The sequence below is a fragment of the Natrinema salsiterrestre genome (assembly GCF_029502005.1).
Lineage (GTDB): Archaea > Halobacteriota > Halobacteria > Halobacteriales > Natrialbaceae > Natrinema > Natrinema salsiterrestre.
This window is the reverse complement of sequence record NZ_JAMQOT010000001.1, coordinates 451,443-471,883: the sequence shown is the minus strand read 5'-3', so window position 1 is coordinate 471,883 and position 20,441 is coordinate 451,443. Positions and strand designations below refer to the sequence as shown.

The following is a 20,441-nucleotide window of genomic DNA, read 5'->3' as shown; positions in this document are numbered from 1 at the left end:
TGGCTCAAGCGGCTCCGATGGGAGAGTGTGGCGTAATTCGGCGGGTCCTATAGCAGACGGATTTCAGGACGATATCGGCCCGTCAGCGACGCAGCAGAGCTATTCAAATTAAAAATCCTACTATTGTGGCGGTGTCGATGAGCCCAGTTACAAGCTGACAGCGAACACGAGTGTCCTGCTCGTACTGGCAACAGGCAATTACCACGTCCTCCCCGACCGATTCGCTCAGTCACTTCGCTCCTTCGCTCATCCCTCGCGCTTTTCGAACCGCGACTCCGTCGCGGTTCAGCGCGCCAGCAGTATACAGAACGTAGTCAGTTCAGTGACCGTTCGACGACCGAAACGCCCTCGAGCGCGTCCAGCGCTGCGAGCACCCCCTCGAGATGCTCGGGGCCGCTCCCCTCGAGGCCGATCGTCACCGGCGTCCGATTCGGGTGATCGACCGACGTTCGACGGGCGCGCTCGAGGACGTCCAGTTCGGCACCCTCGGCTGCGACGGTCTCGACCACGTCGCTCACTGCGGTCGGCCACCCCTCGAGCGCGAGCCGCGCTTCGGTATAGCGCTCGAGCTCGTGGAGACCCGTTCGGGTCAGTTCGGCGTGGTCGGTGAGGTTCACGTTGCCGCCGGAGATCACGACCCCGACGTGTTCCCCCTCGAGATCTGTCCGGTCCGAGAGGGCGGCAGCGAGCGGCGCGGCACCGGCGCTCTCGGCCACGGTCTTCGCTCGCTCGGCGAGCAGGGTGACTGCAGCGGCGATCTCCCGGTCGCTCACGCTCACCACGTCGTCGACGACCTCGCGGGCGATCTCCACGGTCGTCTCGAGCATGCGGGTGTCCGCGATCCCCTCCGCGACGGTGTCGACGTCGTCGAGTTCGTGGATCCCCTCGCCCTCGAGCGACGGCTTCGCGTGTGCCGCGCCCTCGGGTTGCACGCCGATGACGCGCACGTCGCGCTCGGCGGCTTTCAGCACGGTCCCGATGCCCGAGATGAGCCCGCCGCCGCCGATGGCGACCAGCGCGGTGTCGATCTCGGGGTATTGCTCCAGCAACTCCAGACCGATCGTCCCCTGCCCCGCGACGATGGCCTCGTCGTCGAAGGGGTGGACGAACGTCTCCCCCGTCTCCGCGGCGCGCTCGAGGGCGTACTCGTAGGACCGCTCGTAGATGTCGCCCTCGACGACCACCTCGGCACCGTACCCGCGAGTCGCCTCGATCTTCGCGGCGGGCGTGACCTCGGGGACGACGATCGTCGTCTCGACGTCGAGGAGGTCGCCGGCCAGCGCCACGCCCTGTGCGTGATTCCCCGCGCTCGAGGCGATGACGCCGGCGTCGCGCTCGTCGGGAGACAACTGTGCCATCGTGTTGTACGCCCCGCGGATCTTGAACGAGCCCGTCCGCTGGACGTTCTCGAGTTTGAGCCCGACCGAGGCCGCGCCGCTCAGCTCGGCGAACGTCCGCGAGGTGTCCAGCGGCGTCCGGTGGACGACGCCGTCGATGCGCTCCCGGGCCGAGTCGATCTCCTCGAGAGTGACGCGGGCCCTGCTCATTCCCCGGCCTCCGCGCGTTCGACGTCCGCCATCTCGTCGACCTGCGGGACGGGATGCCGGTGCTCGAGTTCGCGAATCGTCCCGACCAGCGCGTCGACGCCGTGTTGCAGGCTCGCCTCGTCCACGTCGAACGTCGGCGTGTGGTGGCTCGTCGGGTGGTCGGTCCCGACGATCATGTACGTGGCGAGCCCGCCGTCCTGTTGGACGCGCTCCATCAGGAATGTCGCGTCCTCGCTCGCGCCGAAATCGGCGGCCGGCAGCACGTGCTCGATCCCCTCGACGCCGCCGGCGATCTCGCTCACCAGCGCCTGCAGTTCCGGATCGCTGTCGGCCCGCGGCGACTTGCTGACGACGTCGACGTCCGCCCGGCAGCCGTGCATCTTCGCCGCCGACTTGATCGTGCGCTCGAGTCGCCGCTCCATGAACTCCATCAGTTCGGTCGTCTCGCCCCGCGCTTCGGCCTCCATCTCGGCGCGCTCGGCGATAACGTTGCTCGCGGTCCCCGCCTCGGCCTTGCCGATGTTCACCCGGGTCATCCCGTCGCTGTGCCGGGGGATGCCGTAGGCGTTGACGATCGCCGTTCCCATCGCATGCATGGCGTTGGCCCCCTCGTTGGGTGCCTTGCCCGCGTGCGCGGAGGTGCCCGTGATCGTCGCGTCGACGTGGCACATCGCCAGCGGCTTCTCGATCCCGGCGACGACCTCGCCCGTCGGGTGGTCGAGGCCGACGTGGACCGCCAGCAAGTAATCCAGGTCGTCGGCGAACTCGCTTTTCGCCATCGGGCAGCCCCCGCCGCCGGTCTCCTCGGCGGGCTGGAAGAAGACCACCAGCCGTCCCGAGAAGTCGCTCTCCGCGATGGCCTCGAGGACGGCCAGCCCCCAGGTCATGTGGACGTCGTGGCCGCAGGCGTGCATCGTCCCCTCGATCTCAGAGCGGAAGCCCTCGTCGACCGGGTCGTGCTCCTCGTCGGTCGATTCCTCGATGAACAGCCCGTCGATGTCGACGCGCAGGCCGATCGCCGGCCCCTCGCCGCGATCGAGGACGGCGACGGCTCCGGTGTTGCCGCCGGTCATCCGCTCGAGGACGGCCTCGTCCGCGCCGCGCTCGCGAGCGCGTTCGACCCACGGTCCGAGGTCGTCGTCGGTGACGGCCATCCGGTCGGCGGGGTCGTAGGCGTCCGGGCCGACGGCCAGTTCGTCGACCCCGATGGCCCGGATCTCTTCGACGAGTCTGGCCGTCGTGAGGAATTCGCGCCACGCGGGCTCGGGGTGGCGGTGGAAACTCCGGCGGAGGCTGACGAGTCGGTCCCGTACTGGCTCGGTCATGCGAGTCGCTGACGCGCCCCAGCAACTTAATTATACACAATCAGTGTTTACGATGGATACACAAAAAGATAAGAGAGGCCGTGACAATCGTAGGGCAACGCGGAAGCTTCCATGAGCACGGACCCAGATATCGTCGTTCTCCGAGAGGGAACGGAAGGACTGTCGATGGAGTCGTACGCCGAAACGCTGCGCGAGCGACTGCCCGAGCACACCGTCGCACTCGCGCGGACGCCGAGAGAGGAGCGCGAACTCGTGCCGAAAGCGCGGGTCGTGACCGGCATCACGATCGAGGAGGACCTCCTCGAGCGCGCCGATCGGCTCGAACTGTTCGCGTGTACCTTCGCCGGCACCGACCACGTGCCGATGGACGCGCTGGCCGACCACGGCGTGGCCGTGACGAACGCCGGCGGCATTCACGCCCCCGGCATCGCCGAGCAGACGATCGGCAACATGCTCGTCTTCGCGCGCCGGCTCCACGAGGGCTGGCGGCGCAAGGAGAACAGCGAGTGGCGCCACTTCCAGTCGCACGAGTTCACCGACAGCACCGTCACGGTCGTCGGCCTCGGCTCGATCGGGCAGGCCGTCGTAAAGCGCCTCGAGGGCTTCGAGGTGGAGACGATCGGGATCCGGTACACGCCCGAGAAAGGCGGGCCGACCGACGAGGTGCTCGGTTTCGACGAGGACGACGTCCACGAGGCCTTCTCGCGGAGCGACTACGTCGTCCTCGCGTGCCCGCTCAACGACTTGACCCGCGGGCTCGTGGGCGAGGACGAACTGGCCACGCTTCCACCGAACGCGGTCGTCGTCAACGCGGCCCGCGGCGGCATCGTCGACACCGACGCGCTCGTCTCGGCGCTGCAGTTCGAGGGGATCCGCGGGGCCGCCCTCGACGTCACCGATCCCGAACCGCTCCCCGCCGACCACCCGCTCTGGGACCTCGAGAACTGCCTCATCACGCCCCACACCGGCGGTCACACGCCGAAACACTGGGACCGACTGGCCGACATCGTCGCGGACAACGTCGACGCGCTCGAGTCGGGCGGTGAACTCGAGAACGCCGTCTATCAGCCGGACGCGGCTCGAGAGTAACGATGGCGACGCACGATTCTTCACGAGCCGACGACACCGGTAATGCTGACCCAGCACCGGATTCGCAGGCGAGCGATCCGGCGGCGGACCCGCGCGCCGAGTACGACTACGTCGGCGGCGATATCGACCGCCCCGAACTCGTCGCGGCGCTCGACGAACGCATCGACGGCGAGGTCCGGTTCGACGAGTACAGCCGGCGGCTCTACGCGACCGACGCGAGCGCCTACGAGGTGACGCCCGTCGGCGTCGTCCTCCCGCGCTCGACCGACGACGTCGCTGCAGTCGTCGAGTACTGCGCTGACAACGGGGTTCCGGTCCTCCCGCGGGGCGGCGGCACCAGCCTCGCCGGACAGGCGGTCAACGAGGCCGTCGTCCTCGACCTGACGACGCACATGGACGGTCTGCTCGAGCTGTCGGCCGACGAGCGCCGAGCGACGGTACAGGCGGGGACCGTCCTCGCGGACCTGAACGGGGCGCTCGAGCCCCACGATCTGAAGTTCGCACCCGACCCGGCGGCCGGAAACCGCAGCACGATCGGCGGCGCGATCGGCAACAACTCCACCGGCGCACACTCCCTGCAGTACGGCAAGACCGACGCCTACGTGGACGAGGTCGAAGTCGTCCTCGCGGACGGTTCCGTCGAACGTTTCGGCGACGTGACGGTCGGCCAACTCCGCGAGCGGGCCGATCCGGACGGCGACCTCCTCGAGCGGATTCACGAGGCGCTGCGCCGCGTCGTCGACGAGGAGGCCGCGGCGATCAGCGAGGTCTTCCCGCAGCTCAAGCGGAACGTCTCCGGCTACAACCTCGATCGACTCGTCGCGGAAGCCCACGGCGATCCGGAGGCGTTCGACGAAAACACGGACGAGACGGTCGAGATCGACGGCGAGCCCGACCCCGACGCGACGGTCAACCTGGCCCGCGTCTTCGCCGGCAGCGAGGGAACCCTCGGCGTGATCACGGAAGCGACCGTCTCGCTCGAGCCCGTCCCCGAAACCACCGGCGTCGTCCTGTTGACGTACACGGACCTGCTCGAGGCGATGGCCGACGTCGACACCATCGTCCGCAACTTCGATCCGGCGGCGATCGAGGCGATCGACGACGTCTTGCTCGAGCTCGCTCGCGACACCGAGGAGTTCGCCGACGTCGCGGGGAACCTCCCCGACGGAACCGAGACGGCCCTGCTCGTCGAGTTCTACGCCGAGAGCGAGGCCGACGCTCGAGACAAAGTCGCCGAGATGCTGTCCGACCGGCTCCCGGACTCGCAGGCCCCGACACCGAACGGCGGACCGACCGTCCGGGAGCCGGAAACCGGTGACGACCCCGTCCGCGCGTTCGATGCCCTCGAGGCCTACGAGCCCGCCGATCGGGCGGAGCTCTGGAAGCTCCGCAAGAGCGCCGCGCCGATTCTGCTCTCCCGAACCTCCGACACCAAGCACATCTCCTTCATCGAGGACACGGCCGTCCCGACCGAGAACCTCGCGGACTACGTGGCCGACTTCCAGGCGGTACTCGAGGAGCAGGACACCTTCGCGAGCTTCTACGCCCACGCCGGCCCGGGCTGTATGCACATGCGGCCGCTGGTCGACACCAAGAGCCCGGCCGGACTGAACCAGTTCGAGGCGATTTCCGACGCCGTCACTGATCTCGTCGTCGAGTACGGCGGCTCGGTCTCGGGCGAACACGGCGACGGCCGCGCCCGAACTCAGTGGAACCGGAAGCTCTACGGCGACGACGTCTGGTCGCTCTTCCGCGACCTGAAAACGGCGTTCGACCCCGACTGGCTCCTGAATCCCGGCAACGTCTGCGGCGATCACGACATGACCGAGCACCTGCGGTTCTCCCCCGACTACGAGTTCGACGCCGGCTTCGAGCCCGCCCTCGAGTGGGACGTCGACAACGGCATGCAGGGAATGGTCGAACTCTGTCACGGCTGTGCCGGCTGTCGCGGTTCTCAGGAGACGACCGGCGGCGTGATGTGTCCGACATATCGCGCGGCGGAGGAGGAGAGTCTGAGCACCCGCGGGCGCGCGAACATGCTCCGCGGTGCGATGAACGGCGAACTCGACGCCGAGTCGACCGATCCCGAGTTCCTGGCCGAAGTGATGGACCTCTGCGTCGGCTGCAAGGGCTGTGCGCGGGACTGTCCGAGCGAGGTCGACATGGCGAAGCTCAAGGCCGAGGTCGAGCACGCGAACCATCAGGAGAACGGTGCGAGCCTCCGCGATCGGCTCTTCGCCAACGTCGACCGGCTCAACGCCGTCGGCTCCGCGCTCGCGCCCCTCTCGAACTGGGCCGCGTCGCTGCCCGGCGCCGATACGATCGCCGAAAAGACCGTCGGCATCGCACGCGAGCGCGATCTCCCGACGTTCGCCGGCGAGAGTTTCGAAGACTGGTTCGAGGCGCGAGGTGGCTCCCGGATCCCGCTCGAGGAGGCCTCTCGAAAGGTGCTCCTCTTCCCCGACACGTACACGAACTACAACCATCCGCGGGCGGGGAAGGCCGCCGTGCAGGTCCTCGAGACGGCGGGCGTCCACGTGGCCGTGCCCGAAGGTGTCACGTCGACCGGCCGGCCGGCCCATTCGAAGGGCTTTCTGGATGTCTCGCGCGAGCGCGCCAGAACGAACGTCGAGGCGCTGGCTCCCCGAACCGAGGACGGCTGGGAGGTCGTCCTCGTCGAGCCCTCGGACGCGGTCATGCTCCAGTCCGACTACCTCGACTTGCTCACCGGGCGCGACGCCGAGCGGGTCGCGGCGAACACCTACGGCGTCATGGAGTACCTCGACCGGTTCGAACTGGCGGACGGGCTGCCGGTCGCCGATCCCGACGAGCGGGTGACCTACCACGGCCACTGCCACCAGAAAGCGACGAAGAAGGACGGCCACGCGGCGACCGTCCTGCGGGCAGTCGGCTACGAGGTCGACGCGCTGGATTCGGGTTGCTGCGGGATGGCCGGCTCCTTCGGCTACGAGGCCGAACACTACTCGTTGAGTCGGGCGATCGGGCGGATCCTCTTCGATCAGATCGACGGGAGCGACGGCGAGACGGTCGTCGCACCGGGTGCGTCTTGCCGGACCCAGCTCTCGGAGTACGACGGCTGTGATGATCCGCCGCACCCGGTGGAGAAAGTCGCGGCGGCGCTCTCGCGGTAAGCGACGGTCGTCCCGTTACTCCTCCTCGTCCGATCGATCTCCCGATGCATCGAACGGAACGGTTCGCGTTCGATCCTGCGGGCTTTCGGAGTCACCGAACCCGCCGCTCAGAACGCGTGCGAGCACCTCTTCGACGGATTCGTCGGTTTCGATGATTCGATCGGCCTCGGCTTCGACGACGAACCCCGAGGAGACGTTCGGTGCCGTCGGAATGAAGAGCACGACTCGCCCGTCGGTGGTGGTGTGTCCGGTCTTGAACGCCGGCATGTGCGTCCCGTCCCAGCTCCGCACCTTCACCGGTTCCTGCAGCGCCTGTTCCTCCCCGATCGTCGTTTCGGCGGCGATCTTCGACGCGTTGTAGAGGACGCGCAGCCCCGGCACGCGGTTCGCGACGCCGTCGATGCTCCGCGCGAAGATATCGCCGATCGTCGTCCGGGTCAGGACGCCGATCGCGACCGCCACCACTAGAAAAAAGGCGAGCGAGACGCCGATCTGGAGGATCCGGATGAGGAGCACGCGAGTCGGCTCGTTGCCGATGAGGCCGCTCAGCATGTTCGGATCGAACAGGACCGCCGGCGTGAATCCGATCGCGAGCACGTAGGCCCGGTAGACGACGTACAGCGTGACGAGTATCGGTCCGAGAAGGATCAGGCCGCTCGCGAACACCCGCTTCCACGACGCCATTATCGGAGCATGTGACCGGCGGGACATGAGCCCTTCCCTTCTCCGTGCCCGCTCGCGGAACCGATAGCGACCGCTTGTTCGTCCTGCCGGTGGCCCGGACCGACTACGGCCAGAGTCCGCGCGTCTCCTTCGCCTCGGCGATTCGGGAGAGCGCGACCACGTAGGCGGCGTCGCGCCACGTCAGCCCCGCGGCGTCGACCTCCTCGCGGACGTCGTCCCACGCATCGAGCATGTGCTCCTCGAGTTCCTCGTTGACCCGCTCGAGCGACCACTGGCGACGGTTGATGTCCTGAAGCCACTCGAAGTAACTGACCGTCACGCCGCCCGCGTTCGCGAGGATGTCGGGGATCACCGGGACGCCGCGCTCCTCGAGGATGGTGTCCGCGGCGAACGTCGTCGGGCCGTTCGCGCCCTCGACGACGATGTCGGCCTCGATCGCGTCGGCGTTCTCCGCGGTGATGACGTTGCCGACGGCGGCCGGGATCAGCACGTCGACGTCGAGCTCGAGGATGTCCTCGTTGCCCAGCGTCTCCGGGGCGTCCTGTTCGAGCACGGCCTCGGGCTCCTCTTCGTGGGTCGGAATCGCGTGCGTGTCGAGGCCGTCCGGGTCGTAGATTGCACCGTTAACGTCGCTGACGGCGACGACGGTCGCGCCCCAGTCCTCGAGCAGGCGGGCGGCGTTGGCGCCGACGCTGCCGAACCCCTGGACGGCGACCGTCGTGGCCGAGACCTCGCGGTCGTAATACTGAATGGCTTCGCGTGCGGCGATCGCCGTCGAGCGGCCGGGTGCCTCCTCGCGGCCGTAGGACCCCCCGATGACGGGCGGTTTGCCCGTGACGACGCCGGGGATCGTCTCGCCCTGTTGCATCGAGTAGGCGTCCATGAACCAGGCCATCGTCTGGGCGTCGGTGCCCATGTCCGGCGCGGGGACGTCCTTCGTCGGCCCGACGGCGTCGCGCAGCTCCTCCGCGAACCGGCGGGTGAGCCGCTCGGTCTCGTCCTCGCTCAACGACTTGGGATCGACGGCGATCCCGCCTTTCCCGCCGCCGAAGGGGAGGTCCATCACCGCACATTTCCAGGTCATCCACATCGAGAGGCCGGTACACTCCTCGGCGCTGACCTCGGGATGATAGCGGAGCCCGCCCTTGTACGGGCCGCGAACGTCGTCGTGCTGGGCGCGGTAGCCGGTGAAGACCTCGACGGAGCCGTCCTCGCGCTCGAGGGGCACCGATACCTGCTGGACCCGCGTCGGGTGTTTCAGGCGCTCGACGACGCCGGGATCGACGTCGACGTGCGTCGCGGCTCGTTCGAGCTGTCGGCGTGCGGTGACGAGCGCCGAATCCAGTTCGTCTTCGGATTTGCTCTCGGTTTCGGGCGATGGTGTTGTCATCGATGTCGTAGTGGTGTCGTAGTCGGGAGTATTGCGACGGTAATATGATCGGTGTGGGCCGCGCTACGTCGTGAACAGTTGCCGCGGGAACTCCGCGAGCGTCTCCGCACCGTCGCTCGTGACGCGGAACGTCTCGCTGATCTCCATGCCGATCTCGTCGGTCCAGATGCCGGGGATCATGTGGAACGTCATGTCCTCCTCGAGGACGGTCTCGTCGCCGGGACGGATGCTCGCGGTGTGTTCGCCCCAGTCCGGCGGGTAGCCCAGTCCCATCGAGTAGCCGATGCGGTCCTCCTTCTCGAGGCCGTACTTGGCGATGGTGTCGCGCCACGCCTTCTCGACCGACTCGCAGGTGACGCCGGGTTCGGCGGCGTCGAGCGCGGCCTCGAGCCCCTCGACGACGATCTCGGCGGTCTCCTCGAGTTCGGCGGGCGGGTCCCCGACGAACGTCGTCCGGGCCAGCGGGGAGTGGTACCGGTGGCGACAGCCGGAGAGTTCGATGATGACCGGATCGCCGTCCTCGAACTCGCGGTCGGTCCAGGTCAGGTGCGGCGTGCCCGTGTGGTCGCCCGAGGGCATCAGCGGGACGATCGAGGGGTAGTCGCCGCCGTACTCCTCGGTCCCGGTGATCAGCTGCTCGTAGATCGCGGCCGCTGCCTCGTACTCCGGGACGCCCTCCTCGATGACGTCCAGTCCCGCCTGCATCGCGTTCTCCGAGATGCGGGCGGCCTGACGCATGTACTCGAGTTCCTGCTCCGATTTCTTGATCCGAACCCAGCCGACCAGCAGCGTCGCGTCCTCGAACGCGGCCTCGGGGAGGTTCTCCTGCAATCGGGTGTAGGACTTCGCGGTGAAGTAGGCGGCGTCCATCTCGAGCCCGATCCGACCGTCGTCGACGCCCAGTTCCTCGAGGACGCCCGCCACGTAGTCCATCGGGTGGAGGTCGTGCGGCGAGTGGACGTGGTCGTCGCTGTACGCGCGGATGCTCTCGTCGGCGAGGTGGGTCGTCGCGCGCGCTCCGCCGCCGTCCATGTCGCGGCCGATCCAGACGGGTTCCGCGCGCTCGGGCGTGACCACGACGGCCTGGTGGACGTAGAACGACCAGCCGTCGTACCCCGTCAGGTAGTTCATGTTCGCCGGATCGGCGACGACGATGGCGTCGAGCTCCTCCTCGCGCAGTCGCTCTTTCGTTCGAGCGACCCGCCGCTCGTACTCGGCTTCGTCGAAAATATGCTCTCGTGGCATGATAACAGGGCCTCTACATGGGAGTCCAGCAGGAGTACTAAAAGTTTTTCGTGTATACTAGATACAGATATTGTTTACAATACGGTGTCGACCGGAGAGCGACCGGCGTCTATCGGGCCGTAGTCGCGAGCGAGTCGACTCGAGTCCCACGAATCCGCTCCCTCGAACCACCGGCGATTAAGACACGTCGGTTCGTCCCGAGCGATATGGCAATCCTCGAGACTGTCGCGATCGCGTTCTGGGCGATGTTGCCCGCCTACGTTCCCAACAACGCCGCGGTGCTGGCCGGGGGTAGCCGCCCGATCGACGGCGGCCGGACGTGGGGGGAAAAGCGAGTGCTGGGCGACGGCAAGACCTGGCGCGGCACGGCGATGGGTATCGCTGCCGGACTCGCGCTCGCGGCCGTCCTCACCGTTCTCGAGCCGAGCGTCAGCGACGCCCTGGGCTTCGCTGTCCCCGCGTTCACGCCGCTGGCCGCGCTCGGGCTCGCCGGCGGTGCGATGCTCGGCGACATCCTCGCGTCCTTCCTCAAACGCCGAACCGGCCGCCAGCGCGGCGCGATGTTCCCCGGCCTCGACCAGCTGGATTTCGTCGTCGTCTCCCTACCGCTGGTCGCGCTGCTGGACGTCGAGTGGTTCCGCGAGTGGTTCACGCTCGAGGTCATCCTCGTGGTCGTCGTGCTCACGCCCGTGCTGCACGTGACGACGAACATGATCGCGTACAAACTCGGGTTGAAGAACGAGCCGTGGTAGTCTCCCTGAGAGTCGGCTGCTACCGAGTGGTGGCGATTTCACTACCGGACGGCGATTCATCGAGCAGTATACTACGCTGAAACTCGAGGCGCTCCTTTCCGAACGGGTTCGATCTCTCGAACCGTTCCGATATAGTAACACGATCTAATAAGTATAGTTCAACGCGTAGGGTCCTCTATATGAACCTACTTACCGAATCGCGATTCCGCACGATCGAAGCGGGGCTCGCGTTGCTGGTTCTTTTCATTGCGACGATAACGTTCGCTGATCTCCCCCAACCGTACCCCGCGTGGCCCACTGTAGCGGGACTACCGGTCAATCCAGAGCTGATCTTCCCGGGGTTACTTGCCATCGCTGCGCTCATCGGTGCCGTTCGTGATGGAATCCGTGTCAGTTCGATCGTGATCGTCGCCCTCAGCGTCCCCACTGTCTGGATGGCTGCGATGGGCGTCCAGACGCTACTGTATCCCGAGCCGTCCGGAGGACTCTTCGTGACAGGCTTTTTCTCGCTCATCTTCGGCGCTGCGCTCGCTATCGCAGTTATCGTTCGAGGCGCTGCCCGTCGGATGGGACTCTCCGGTATCTCGCACTGGGTTCGTAATCGACTCGACGGCACGTGACGAGCTACTTGACGGAGACGAACTCATACAACTCGATAGCGATTTTCCGATCGAATTCGTCGATTTCGTCATTACTCGAGCGCCGCTTCGAGATCCGCGACCGCGTCCGCGTGGGCCTCGTGGGCGCGATCCAGATCCACCGGTTCCGAAATCATGCCGAAGAAGCCGTGGATCACGTCGTCGTAGTGGTGGTACTCGACGGGGACGCCGTCGTCTTCGAGTCGCTCGACCAGATTGGAACCGTCGTCACGGAGGGGGTCGAAGCCGGCCGTGATGACCGTCGCCGGCGGCAGGTCCGAGAGGTCGTGTGCGAGCTGGGGCGTCGCGTAGATGTTCCCCAGATCGATCTCGCGCTCGAAGCGGTGGTCGCGGAACCACGCCATGTCGTCGTTCGTGAGCATGTACCCTTCGCCGTTCTCCTCGTAGGCGTCCGTCTCGGTCACCTTGCCCGTGCTGGGGTAGACCAGCAACTGATAGGCGATTTCCGGGCCGCCCTGATCTCGCACGAGTAAACTCAGTCCCGCCGCGAGGTTGGCGCCGGCGCTGTCCCCCGCCACGGCGATCCGGTCGGGATCCGCGTTCAGTTCGTCGGTCGCGTCGGCTACCCACTCGAGGGCGGCGTAACAGTCCTGCAATCCCTCGGGGAACGGGTGTTCGGGTGCGAGCCCGTAGTCGACGCTGACGACGGGATATCCCGATTCAGCGGCGAGCTTTCGGCAGGTGTCGTCGTGGGTGTCGACGCTGCCGATGACCCAGCCGCCGCCGTGAATGTACAGAATCAGCGGTCGATCTTCGCCGTCGGTACCGGGATCGTAGATCCGAATCGGCAGGTCGCCGCGCGGACCGTCGATGGTCCGGTCCTCGACGGACTCGAGTTCGATGGCGGGCTCGTCGCTGACCTGCATCTCCTCGAACATCCGCCGAGCCTCCTGGGCCGACACCTCGTCGAACGACGGGGTGTCGAGGGAGTTGTAGAGTTCGAGAAACGCCTGTACGTCGGGATGTGGCTCGTCCGCTCTGCCTGGTGTCATCGTACGGTACACTTGCCCGAGGAGACAAAAAGATACCTGCAGGGGAACCGCAGCCGGCGGTACGGGCCGGTTCTCACTCGACGTAGCTGCCCTGATCGGTCGCCCGTTCGGACCGGAGTCGGTGACTCGGGTTCGGCGGACCGTTCCACACCGCTTATTTCGGTTCGGTGCGCCCTGTCGAACAATGACGAATCAGGACCTCATCGACGCTCTTCGCGCGGCCGACGCCGTCCAGTTCGGCGAGTTCGAACTCTCTCACGGCGGTACGAGCGAGTACTACGTCGACAAGTACCTCTTCGAGACCGATCCCGGTTGCCTCGAGCTGATCGCCGAGGCCTTCGCCGAGCGACTCGCAGACGACAAACTCGGCGGCGTCGCGCTGGGCGGCGTCCCGCTGGCCGCCGCGACGAGCGTCGCGGCGGGCGTCCCCTACGTCATCGCGCGCAAGCAGCGCAAGGAGTACGGTACCGGCAACCTGATCGAGGGTCGACTCGAGGAGGGAGAGGAGGTCGTCGTCGTCGAGGACATCGTCACGACGGGGACGAGCCTCGTCGAGGCCGTCGAGGCGCTCCGGGGGGCGGGCGCGACCGTCGAGCGCGCACTGGTCGTCGTCGACCGCGAGGAGGGCGGCCGCGAGAACGTCGAAGACGCCGGCGTCGAGATGGAGTCGCTGGTGACCGCCAGCGAGTTGCTGGCCGACCGGGACTGAGCGGCCGTTCGATCACTGCCGACCCTTACTGCCCGTAGGACTCGAACTTTTCGAGGACCGCCTCGAGTTGCGCGTCCGAGAGCGTCCGCGGCTCCAGCCCGGCCGCGCGCGTCTGGAGGTACAATCGGGCGAGGCTCTCGACGTGGTGGGTGTTCTCGAGTGCAGTTTCGATATCCGGAGCGGTGACGACGAGACCGTGGTTCTCGATGAACGTCGCCGTCGCGTCTGCCTCGTCCATCGCCGCGACGATGCGTTCGGCTAACTCGTCGGTGCCGTAGGGCGCGTACTCGGCGACGGGGACGCGCTTGCCCACCGCCACGATCATGTAGTGGATCGGCGGCAGCGGCTCGTGTGCGACCGCCATCGCAGTCGACCACGGCGAGTGGGTGTGGACGATCGCGCCGACGGCTTCGCGACGGTAGATCGCGGCGTGCATCGGGACCTCGCTGCTCGGGGCCATATCGCCGTCGCGCCGGTCGCCGTCGGCACCGACGACCGGGACGTCTGCGACGTCGAAGCTGTCGTACGGAACGCCGGTCGGCGTGACCGCGAAGGCGTCGCCCGTTGTGCCGTCTCGAACGCTCAGGTTCCCCGTCCGGCCGGGCGTCAGCGCAGCGAGTTCCGGGGCGTGCTCGACCACCGCCCGTCGCTGGGACTCGAGAATCACAGGATCACCTCGGGAAGCTCCGCGAACGAAGCGATCTCGTGGTCCGGCCGTCGATCCCCCCCGAGCACTTCGTCGTCGGTCTCGCCGTCGGCGTCGAACAGCACGGTCTCGAGTCCGACGGCGTTCCCGCCGGCGATGTCCGCCTCGACATCGTCGCCCACCATCACCGCCTCCGACGGGCGTCGATCGAGGCGCGACAGCGCCAGCGTGAACATGCTCGATCCCGGCTTCTCCCGACCCGTCTCTTCGGAGGTGAGAAGCAGGTCGACGTGAGACTCGAGTCCCAGCGCGGCGAGTTTCTCGAGTTGGATCCGCGTCGTGAGATTCGTGAGGACGCCGATGTCGATCCCGTCGTCGCGGAGTACCTCGAGGGTCCGCTCGACGCCGGCGTAGAGTTCCATTTCGTCGACGTACGCGTCCCAGTATGCCTCACCCAGCGCCAGCGCGTCCGCCGGTTTCGGACGGCCGACGCGGTGCTCGAGGGCCCGCTTGAAGTAGAGGTACCGCTCGTGGGAGGCCGCCGTCCCGGGAATCTCTCGCTTCACCGCACGGCGTCCCTCCTGGTAGAACGCCTCGAACGACTCGCGATCGAAGTCGTAGCCGAGGTCCCGTGCGGCCCCTCGAGCGGCGCCCTTTCCCGCCTCGTTGCACGGCGGATAGGGATAGAACGTGTTATCGACGTCGAAGAGGACGGCGTTGACGTTCATACCCTGTCATCAACGGGAACCGAAAAACGAGTACCGGTCGAGATGCAGTAGTCGGGATACCTCGAGTTACAAACATTGTGTGATCGGAAGCGAGTTCCTGTGACGTATAGCGTCCGTCCGACGGATACTAGTCGGTTAGTTTATCACGGTCGGATTCCTGACACCCGCCGTGAAATTCGTCGCGGCCGAATACGACTCCGACGCGTCCGGTGTCGACGCCGAGTTGACCGTCTGGGATCGACTCAAGGGGTGTTTCACGGCGGACGATATCGGCGTCTGCTATTATCGCTATCCGATCGTCGACCAACAGAACGACGATCTCGACCGGGAGGCCGACTTCGTCCTGCTGCACAGACGCTACGGACTCGCAGTCATCGAGTGCAAGGGGTATCGGATCGACCACGTCGAGGCGATCGAAGGGTCCCGGTGGTCGTTGACCGGAACGGCACAGGATCACGCGGCGCCGTACTCGCAGGCGCGGGATCACGGGTTTCGAATCCGATCGCCGATGATGCGCGAGCCGTCGCTGGTCGACGAGCGAGGCAACTGTCACATCGCGATGACGCCGCTCGTCGCGCTGCCGAACGTCACCCGCGAGGAATGGGAAGCGCGCGGATTCGACGATCTTCCGTCCGCTCCTCGAGTGATTCTCCGGGACGACCTCACGGCGTCGTCGCTTCGAGGGGTCTTCGAATCGTTGCCCGGCGACACCGAGCTGACGACGGACCAGTACGCCGACGCTCGCGCGGTGCTCGGCGGCGGACAGGCGATCAGCAGCGACCGTGGACCCGTCCTGTCCGAGGGCGACACGAAGGCAGGGCTGTACGAGACCGTTCGGAAGGGACTGAAGCAATTCGACGAGCGACAGGAGGAAATCGGCGTACAGACTCCCGACGGACCCCAGCAGATCCGCGGGATCGCCGGCTCGGGGAAGACCGCACTCCTCGCGCGGAAGGCGGCCGCAATGCACGCCACACATCCCGACTGGCGGATCGCGCTCACGTTCAACACCCGGAGTCTCTATCAGACGATCCGCGATTCAGTCGACCGATTCTACGCCGATTTCGGGGGCGAGGAGCCCGACTGGGACTGCCTCGAGGTGCTCCACGGCTGGGGCGGCAAGAGCGAACACGGAATGTACTACAAGATCGCGCAGGACGCGGGACGGACACCACACCACGTCGGCTCCGCGAAGGACGAGTTCGGCGACGGCGGTCCCGGCGAACTGCTCGAGGCCTGCTGTCGACAACTCGTCGACGACGAGCCGATCCAAGAGCGCTACGACGCGATCCTCATCGACGAGGCACAGGACATGGAACCCGCGTTCTACGAGATGTGCTACGAGGCGCTGAAGCCACCGAAGCGTCTGATCTGGGCCTACGATGAAGCCCAGAATCTCACGAGCCTCTCGGCCCCGAGCCCGAAACACATCTTCGGAACGGACGACGAGGGAGAGCCGGCAGTCGACCTGAGCGGGTCGTACCACGGCGGCATCCAGAAGAGCCAGATCATGCGCAAGTCCTACCGGACGCCGCGGTCGGTGCTGATGCTCGCTCACGTCTTCGGCATGGGACTCACGAGCGACCGCGGCGCCGTGCAGGCGATTACGACGCAGGACGGCTGGGAAGACATCGGATACGAAGTGCTCGAGGGAGACTTCCGACGAACCGGCGAGCCGGTGTCGATCCGTCGTCCGGCGGAGCACTCGCCCCATCCGCTGTCCGACAAACCCGAAGCGAAACCGTTCGTCGCGTTCGATTCGTTCGACGAGAAAGACGACGAACTGGCAACCGTCGCCGACGCGATCGCCGCCGACGTGCAGGATCACGGACTCGAACCGGAGAACGTACTCGCGATCCCGCTCGGATCCATCAACCACGCCCGGTCGATCGGACGGCGACTGGCCGATCGGCTCGCGGATCGGTCCGTCGACGCGAACCTCGTCTGGAACGGCAACAAGAGCGTCTTCGCGAAACAGGGCGAGGTAACGATTTCCGGGATCAACCGCGCGAAGGGCAATGAAGCCTCGTCCGTCTACTTGCTGAACCTCGAGTATCTCGAGGATCCGTACTGGCACGACAACCGAGTCAGCCCGCGTAACGAGGCGTTCGTCGGCCTCACCCGGACCCGTGCGTGGTGTCAGATCACGGGGACGGGGAACGGGGATCCGGTGTTCGACGAACTCCGGCGACTCGTCAGAACCGTCACCGACGCCGATCCGGTGGTGACGTTTCCCGCCCCGGATCCGACGGAACTCGAGAACGAGATCGGGAGCGACGAGACGATCGCCACGACGATCGACCAGTTCTGACGCGACGACACACCATCAGAAGGTTTTTACCCCGCTCGAGATAATTCGGAGTCACGATGGTAGGTGTCCGCTTTACAGGGGCTTTCGCCCGTTTCTAACCCACACCTACCGCTCGCTGTGTCCGTCCCGTTGCACAGGCGAGCGGCACACGCGGACGCCCGACCGAACTTCTCACAGAAGTTCCCCGATCAGCGACGATTACAGCCATGTCAGAATCAGACTCACAGGAACAGGTAACGGTCGTACTGCCCGACGGATCCGAACTCGCGGTCGACGCCGACGCGACGGTCGAGGACTGCGCATACGAGATCGGTCCCGGTCTCGGCAGCGACACGGTCGCCGGTAAACTCGACGGCGAGCTCGTCGCCAAGGAGGCGCCGGTCTACGACGGCGCCGAACTCGAGATCGTCACCGATCAGTCCGACGAGTACCTCGAGGTCATGCGCCACTCCGCCTCCCACTGTCTCGCGCAGGCCGTCGAGCGACTGTACGACGAAGACGAGGTCAAACTCGCGATCGGTCCCCCGACCGACGAGGGCTTCTACTACGACTTCGACAACCTCGATCTCGACGAGGAGGACCTCGCCGACCTCGAGGCGGAGATGGAGGAGATCATCGCCGAGGACTACGACATCGAGCGCGAGGACGTCTCGATCGAGGCGGCCGAGGAACGACTGGCCGACGAACCCTACAAACTCGAACTCCTCGAGGAATTCGCCGACGAGAACGACACCGTGAGCTTCTACAAGCAGGGCGAGTGGGAGGACCTCTGTGCCGGCCCGCACGTCGACTCGACGGGCGAAATCGGCGCGATCGAGTTGCTCGAGATCGCCGGTGCCTACTGGCGCGGGGATGAAGAGAACACGATGCAAACGCGCATCTACGGCACCGCCTTCGCGGACGAGAGCGATCTCGAGGCCTTCCTCGAGCGCAAGCGGGAAGCCGAGAAGCGCGATCACCGCCGGATCGGCAACGAGATGAATCTCTTCTCGATTCAGGACGTGACGGGGCCGGGGCTGCCGCTCTATCACCCCGCCGGGAAGACCGTCCTCTCGGAGCTCGAGGAGTTCGTCAAGGAGCTGAACGAAGATGCGGGCTACGACTACGTCGAGACGCCCCACGTGTTCAAGACGGACCTCTGGCACCGGTCGGGCCACTACGAGAACTATCAGGACGACATGTTCATCTTCGACGTGGGCGACGACGAGTTCGGCCTGAAGCCGATGAACTGTCCCGGCCACGCCGCCATCTTCCAGGATCACTCCTGGAGCTACCGCGACCTGCCGATTCGCTACGCCGAGAACGGGAAGGTCTACCGAAAGGAGCAACGCGGCGAGCTCTCCGGGCTCTCGCGGGTCTGGGCGTTCACGATCGACGACGGCCACCTGTTCGTCCGCCCCGAGCAGATCAAGAGCGAGGTCGAGGAGATCATGGACATGATCACCGAAGTGCTCGACACGTTCGATCTCGACTACGAGATGGCACTGGCCACCCGCCCAGAGAAGTCGGTCGGGAGCGACGAGATCTGGGACCGCGCGGAGGAGCAACTCGAGAGCGTGCTCGACTCTCACGGCCACGAGTACGAGATCGAGGAGGGCGACGGTGCCTTCTACGGTCCGAAGATCGACTTCGCCTTCGAGGACGCGATCGGCCGGTCGTGGGACGGCCCGACGGTCCAGCTCGACTTCAACATGCCCGAGCGGTTCGACCTGAACTACGTCGGCGAGGACAACGAGGAACACCGGCCGGTCATGATCCACCGCGCGCTGTACGGCAGCTACGAGCGGTTCTTCATGATGCTCATCGAGCATTACGAGGGTCGGTTCCCGCTGTGGCTCGCGCCCGAACAGGTCCGCGTGCTGCCGATCTCCGACGACAACCTCGGCTACGCCCACCGCGTCGCGAACGAGTTCGACGACTTCCGCGTCGAGGTCGACGGCCGCGACAGCACGTTAGAACGGAAGATCCGCGCGGCCCACGACGACCGGGTCCCCTACCAGATCATCGTCGGCGACAACGAGGAGGAAGACGGTAATATCTCGGTCCGTGATCGGTTCGAGGATCAGGAGTACGACGTCGAGATCGAAGCGTTCCGCAGTCATCTCGAGGCCGAACGCGACGAGCAGCGGACGGAGCCGGATTTCCTGCAGTAGCGCCTTTTCACCCGTCACCGCCGCGCTTCGCCGTCCTCGGCATCTCGTTCGAACCGATCGATCGGGACGCCGCTCGCTCGAGGAAACCACGTTCGTGCTGATCCCAGTCCGTGAATTCGATCGTAATACCCATACTTGTGGGATCGTGCATAACTGTATGAACAGAGCCGAGAAGGCGGCCCTCCAGTTACGCGCCGTCGACGTGTTGCGGATGTTGAAGCAGACGCGGACCTACGACGAACTCGCCGAGACGACGGGGCTTCCGGCCGGCGATCTCAATCGATACGTCAACGGGCACGTCCTTCCCGGAGCCGACCGCGCACGCGAAGTGGTCGACGAACTCGGCCGCGAGGCGCTCGCGGAGGAGCTCGACGCCCGTATCAGCGTCGACGACGAGGGGTACGTCGACAACTCTGCGACCGTCTTCGACCAGCCGTTCCTCGACCTGGCCGCCCCGGTCGTGGCCAACGGGTTCGATTTCGATCGGCCGGACGTCGTCCTCACTGCCGCGACCGACGGGATCACGCTCGCGGCAGCGCTCGCGAGTTACTACGGGGTTCGCTGCGCCTACGCGAAAAAGCGAAAGGAGACCGCCGTCGAGGATTTCATCGAGGCCCGCCAGCGGCTGCAGTCCGGGATCGAACTCACCTACTATTTGCCCGCCTCGGCCATCGATCCCGGCGAGTCGGTCCTCGTCGTCGACGATCTCATCCGATCCGGCGAGACCCAGGAACTCCTGTTGGACATCGTCCACACCGCAGAGGCCGACGTCGCCGGTGTCTTCGCGCTCATCGCGGCCGGCGAGGACGGGATCCGGCGCGCCCGCGAACGTACCGACGCACCGATCGGCTCGCTCGTCAGCGTCTGACCGACCGACCCGCGGTTCGATCGTCGGTGGGACGATCGAATAGGAATCTCTCTCGAGAATGGACGAATGACTCATCGGCAAGCCTGTCCGACAAAGTGTGCCGAAAAATCGCACGACGGGGACCGTGCGAACCATTAGCACATTATTAATCATTAGGTTTATGGTGGTCCCCCCAGTTTGTGGTGGTACGC

17 protein-coding genes are annotated in these 20,441 nt (G+C 66.1%); 8 read left to right on the top strand and 9 right to left on the bottom strand.

Annotation, left to right across the window (positions count from 1 at the left end; all coding sequences use genetic code 11):
* Positions 1 to 314: 314 nt before the first annotated feature.
* Together ilvA and NDI89_RS02365 are read right to left on the bottom strand one after the other, a co-directional pair.
* Positions 315 to 1,547 carry a threonine ammonia-lyase gene (gene ilvA, locus NDI89_RS02370; protein WP_277519915.1) on the bottom strand — a complete coding sequence of 411 codons (1,233 nt, stop codon included), beginning with the start codon at positions 1,545 to 1,547 and terminating at the stop codon, positions 315 to 317.
* A complete protein-coding gene (locus tag NDI89_RS02365; RefSeq protein ID WP_277519914.1) occupies positions 1,544 to 2,872 on the bottom strand; it encodes an amidohydrolase in 1,329 nt (442 codons plus the stop codon). Before NDI89_RS02365 ends, ilvA begins: the two co-directional genes overlap by 4 nt.
* A gap of 111 nt (positions 2,873 to 2,983) precedes the next feature.
* Here NDI89_RS02365 and NDI89_RS02360 point away from each other — a divergent pair, with 111 nt between their 5' ends.
* Both NDI89_RS02360 and NDI89_RS02355 read left to right on the top strand, forming a co-directional pair.
* Complete coding sequence (locus tag NDI89_RS02360) at positions 2,984 to 3,961, top strand: NAD(P)-dependent oxidoreductase (RefSeq protein WP_277519913.1); 978 nt, start codon at positions 2,984 to 2,986, stop codon at positions 3,959 to 3,961.
* A 2-nt stretch (positions 3,962 to 3,963) separates the two neighbouring features.
* The gene (locus tag NDI89_RS02355) at positions 3,964 to 7,113 is read left to right on the top strand and encodes an FAD-binding and (Fe-S)-binding domain-containing protein (RefSeq protein WP_277519912.1); all 3,150 of its coding nucleotides are present in this window, start codon (positions 3,964 to 3,966) and stop codon (positions 7,111 to 7,113) included.
* A gap of 15 nt (positions 7,114 to 7,128) precedes the next feature.
* Here the strand turns inward: NDI89_RS02355 and NDI89_RS02350 are convergent, their stop codons facing one another.
* From NDI89_RS02350 to NDI89_RS02340, 3 genes are all read right to left on the bottom strand, one after another.
* Positions 7,129 to 7,797: a DUF502 domain-containing protein gene (locus NDI89_RS02350; protein WP_277519911.1), complete on the bottom strand. Its 669-nt coding sequence runs from the start codon at positions 7,795 to 7,797 to the stop codon at positions 7,129 to 7,131.
* Between the two features lie 103 nt (positions 7,798 to 7,900).
* Positions 7,901 to 9,187 (bottom strand): glutamate dehydrogenase GdhB, encoded by a 1,287-nt coding sequence (gene gdhB, locus NDI89_RS02345; RefSeq protein WP_277519910.1) that lies wholly within the window; start codon positions 9,185 to 9,187, stop codon positions 7,901 to 7,903.
* Between the two features lie 63 nt (positions 9,188 to 9,250).
* Positions 9,251 to 10,432: a M24 family metallopeptidase gene (locus NDI89_RS02340; protein ID WP_277519909.1), complete on the bottom strand. Its 1,182-nt coding sequence runs from the start codon at positions 10,430 to 10,432 to the stop codon at positions 9,251 to 9,253.
* Between the two features lie 206 nt (positions 10,433 to 10,638).
* Between NDI89_RS02340 and NDI89_RS02335 the strand changes: the two genes are divergently transcribed.
* Both NDI89_RS02335 and NDI89_RS02330 read left to right on the top strand, forming a co-directional pair.
* A complete protein-coding gene (locus NDI89_RS02335) occupies positions 10,639 to 11,184 on the top strand; it encodes a CDP-2,3-bis-(O-geranylgeranyl)-sn-glycerol synthase (RefSeq protein ID WP_277519908.1) in 546 nt (181 codons plus the stop codon).
* Positions 11,185 to 11,363: 179 nt separating this feature from the next.
* On the top strand, positions 11,364 to 11,804 hold the full coding sequence (locus NDI89_RS02330; RefSeq protein ID WP_277519907.1) for a hypothetical protein: 441 nt from the start codon (positions 11,364 to 11,366) through the stop codon (positions 11,802 to 11,804).
* A 71-nt stretch (positions 11,805 to 11,875) separates the two neighbouring features.
* Here the strand turns inward: NDI89_RS02330 and NDI89_RS02325 are convergent, their stop codons facing one another.
* A complete protein-coding gene (locus NDI89_RS02325) occupies positions 11,876 to 12,835 on the bottom strand; it encodes an alpha/beta hydrolase (RefSeq protein ID WP_277519906.1) in 960 nt (319 codons plus the stop codon).
* 184 nt (positions 12,836 to 13,019) lie between these two features.
* Between NDI89_RS02325 and pyrE the strand changes: the two genes are divergently transcribed.
* Positions 13,020 to 13,544, top strand: coding sequence for an orotate phosphoribosyltransferase (pyrE, locus tag NDI89_RS02320; protein WP_277519905.1), 525 nt, complete (start codon positions 13,020 to 13,022; stop codon positions 13,542 to 13,544).
* Positions 13,545 to 13,569: 25 nt separating this feature from the next.
* Here the strand turns inward: pyrE and NDI89_RS02315 are convergent, their stop codons facing one another.
* On the bottom strand, positions 13,570 to 14,211 hold the full coding sequence (locus NDI89_RS02315; protein WP_277519904.1) for a ribulose-1-phosphate aldolase: 642 nt from the start codon (positions 14,209 to 14,211) through the stop codon (positions 13,570 to 13,572).
* Positions 14,208 to 14,918, bottom strand: a complete 711-nt coding sequence (locus NDI89_RS02310) for a ribulose-1,5-bisphosphate 5-phosphatase (protein WP_277519903.1) — start codon at positions 14,916 to 14,918, stop codon at positions 14,208 to 14,210. Before NDI89_RS02310 ends, NDI89_RS02315 begins: the two co-directional genes overlap by 4 nt.
* A gap of 169 nt (positions 14,919 to 15,087) precedes the next feature.
* Here NDI89_RS02310 and NDI89_RS02305 point away from each other — a divergent pair, with 169 nt between their 5' ends.
* On the top strand, positions 15,088 to 17,229 hold the full coding sequence (locus NDI89_RS02305) for a DEAD/DEAH box helicase (RefSeq protein WP_277519902.1): 2,142 nt from the start codon (positions 15,088 to 15,090) through the stop codon (positions 17,227 to 17,229).
* Positions 17,230 to 17,435: 206 nt separating this feature from the next.
* Positions 17,436 to 19,382, top strand: coding sequence for a threonine--tRNA ligase (thrS, locus tag NDI89_RS02300; protein WP_277519901.1), 1,947 nt, complete (start codon positions 17,436 to 17,438; stop codon positions 19,380 to 19,382).
* 7 nt (positions 19,383 to 19,389) lie between these two features.
* Here thrS and NDI89_RS02295 read toward each other — a convergent pair whose 3' ends face one another.
* A complete protein-coding gene (locus tag NDI89_RS02295; RefSeq protein ID WP_277519900.1) occupies positions 19,390 to 19,515 on the bottom strand; it encodes a hypothetical protein in 126 nt (41 codons plus the stop codon).
* 24 nt (positions 19,516 to 19,539) lie between these two features.
* Between NDI89_RS02295 and NDI89_RS02290 the strand changes: the two genes are divergently transcribed.
* Positions 19,540 to 20,250 (top strand): phosphoribosyltransferase family protein, encoded by a 711-nt coding sequence (locus tag NDI89_RS02290; protein WP_277519899.1) that lies wholly within the window; start codon positions 19,540 to 19,542, stop codon positions 20,248 to 20,250.
* Positions 20,251 to 20,441 lie beyond the last annotated feature (191 nt).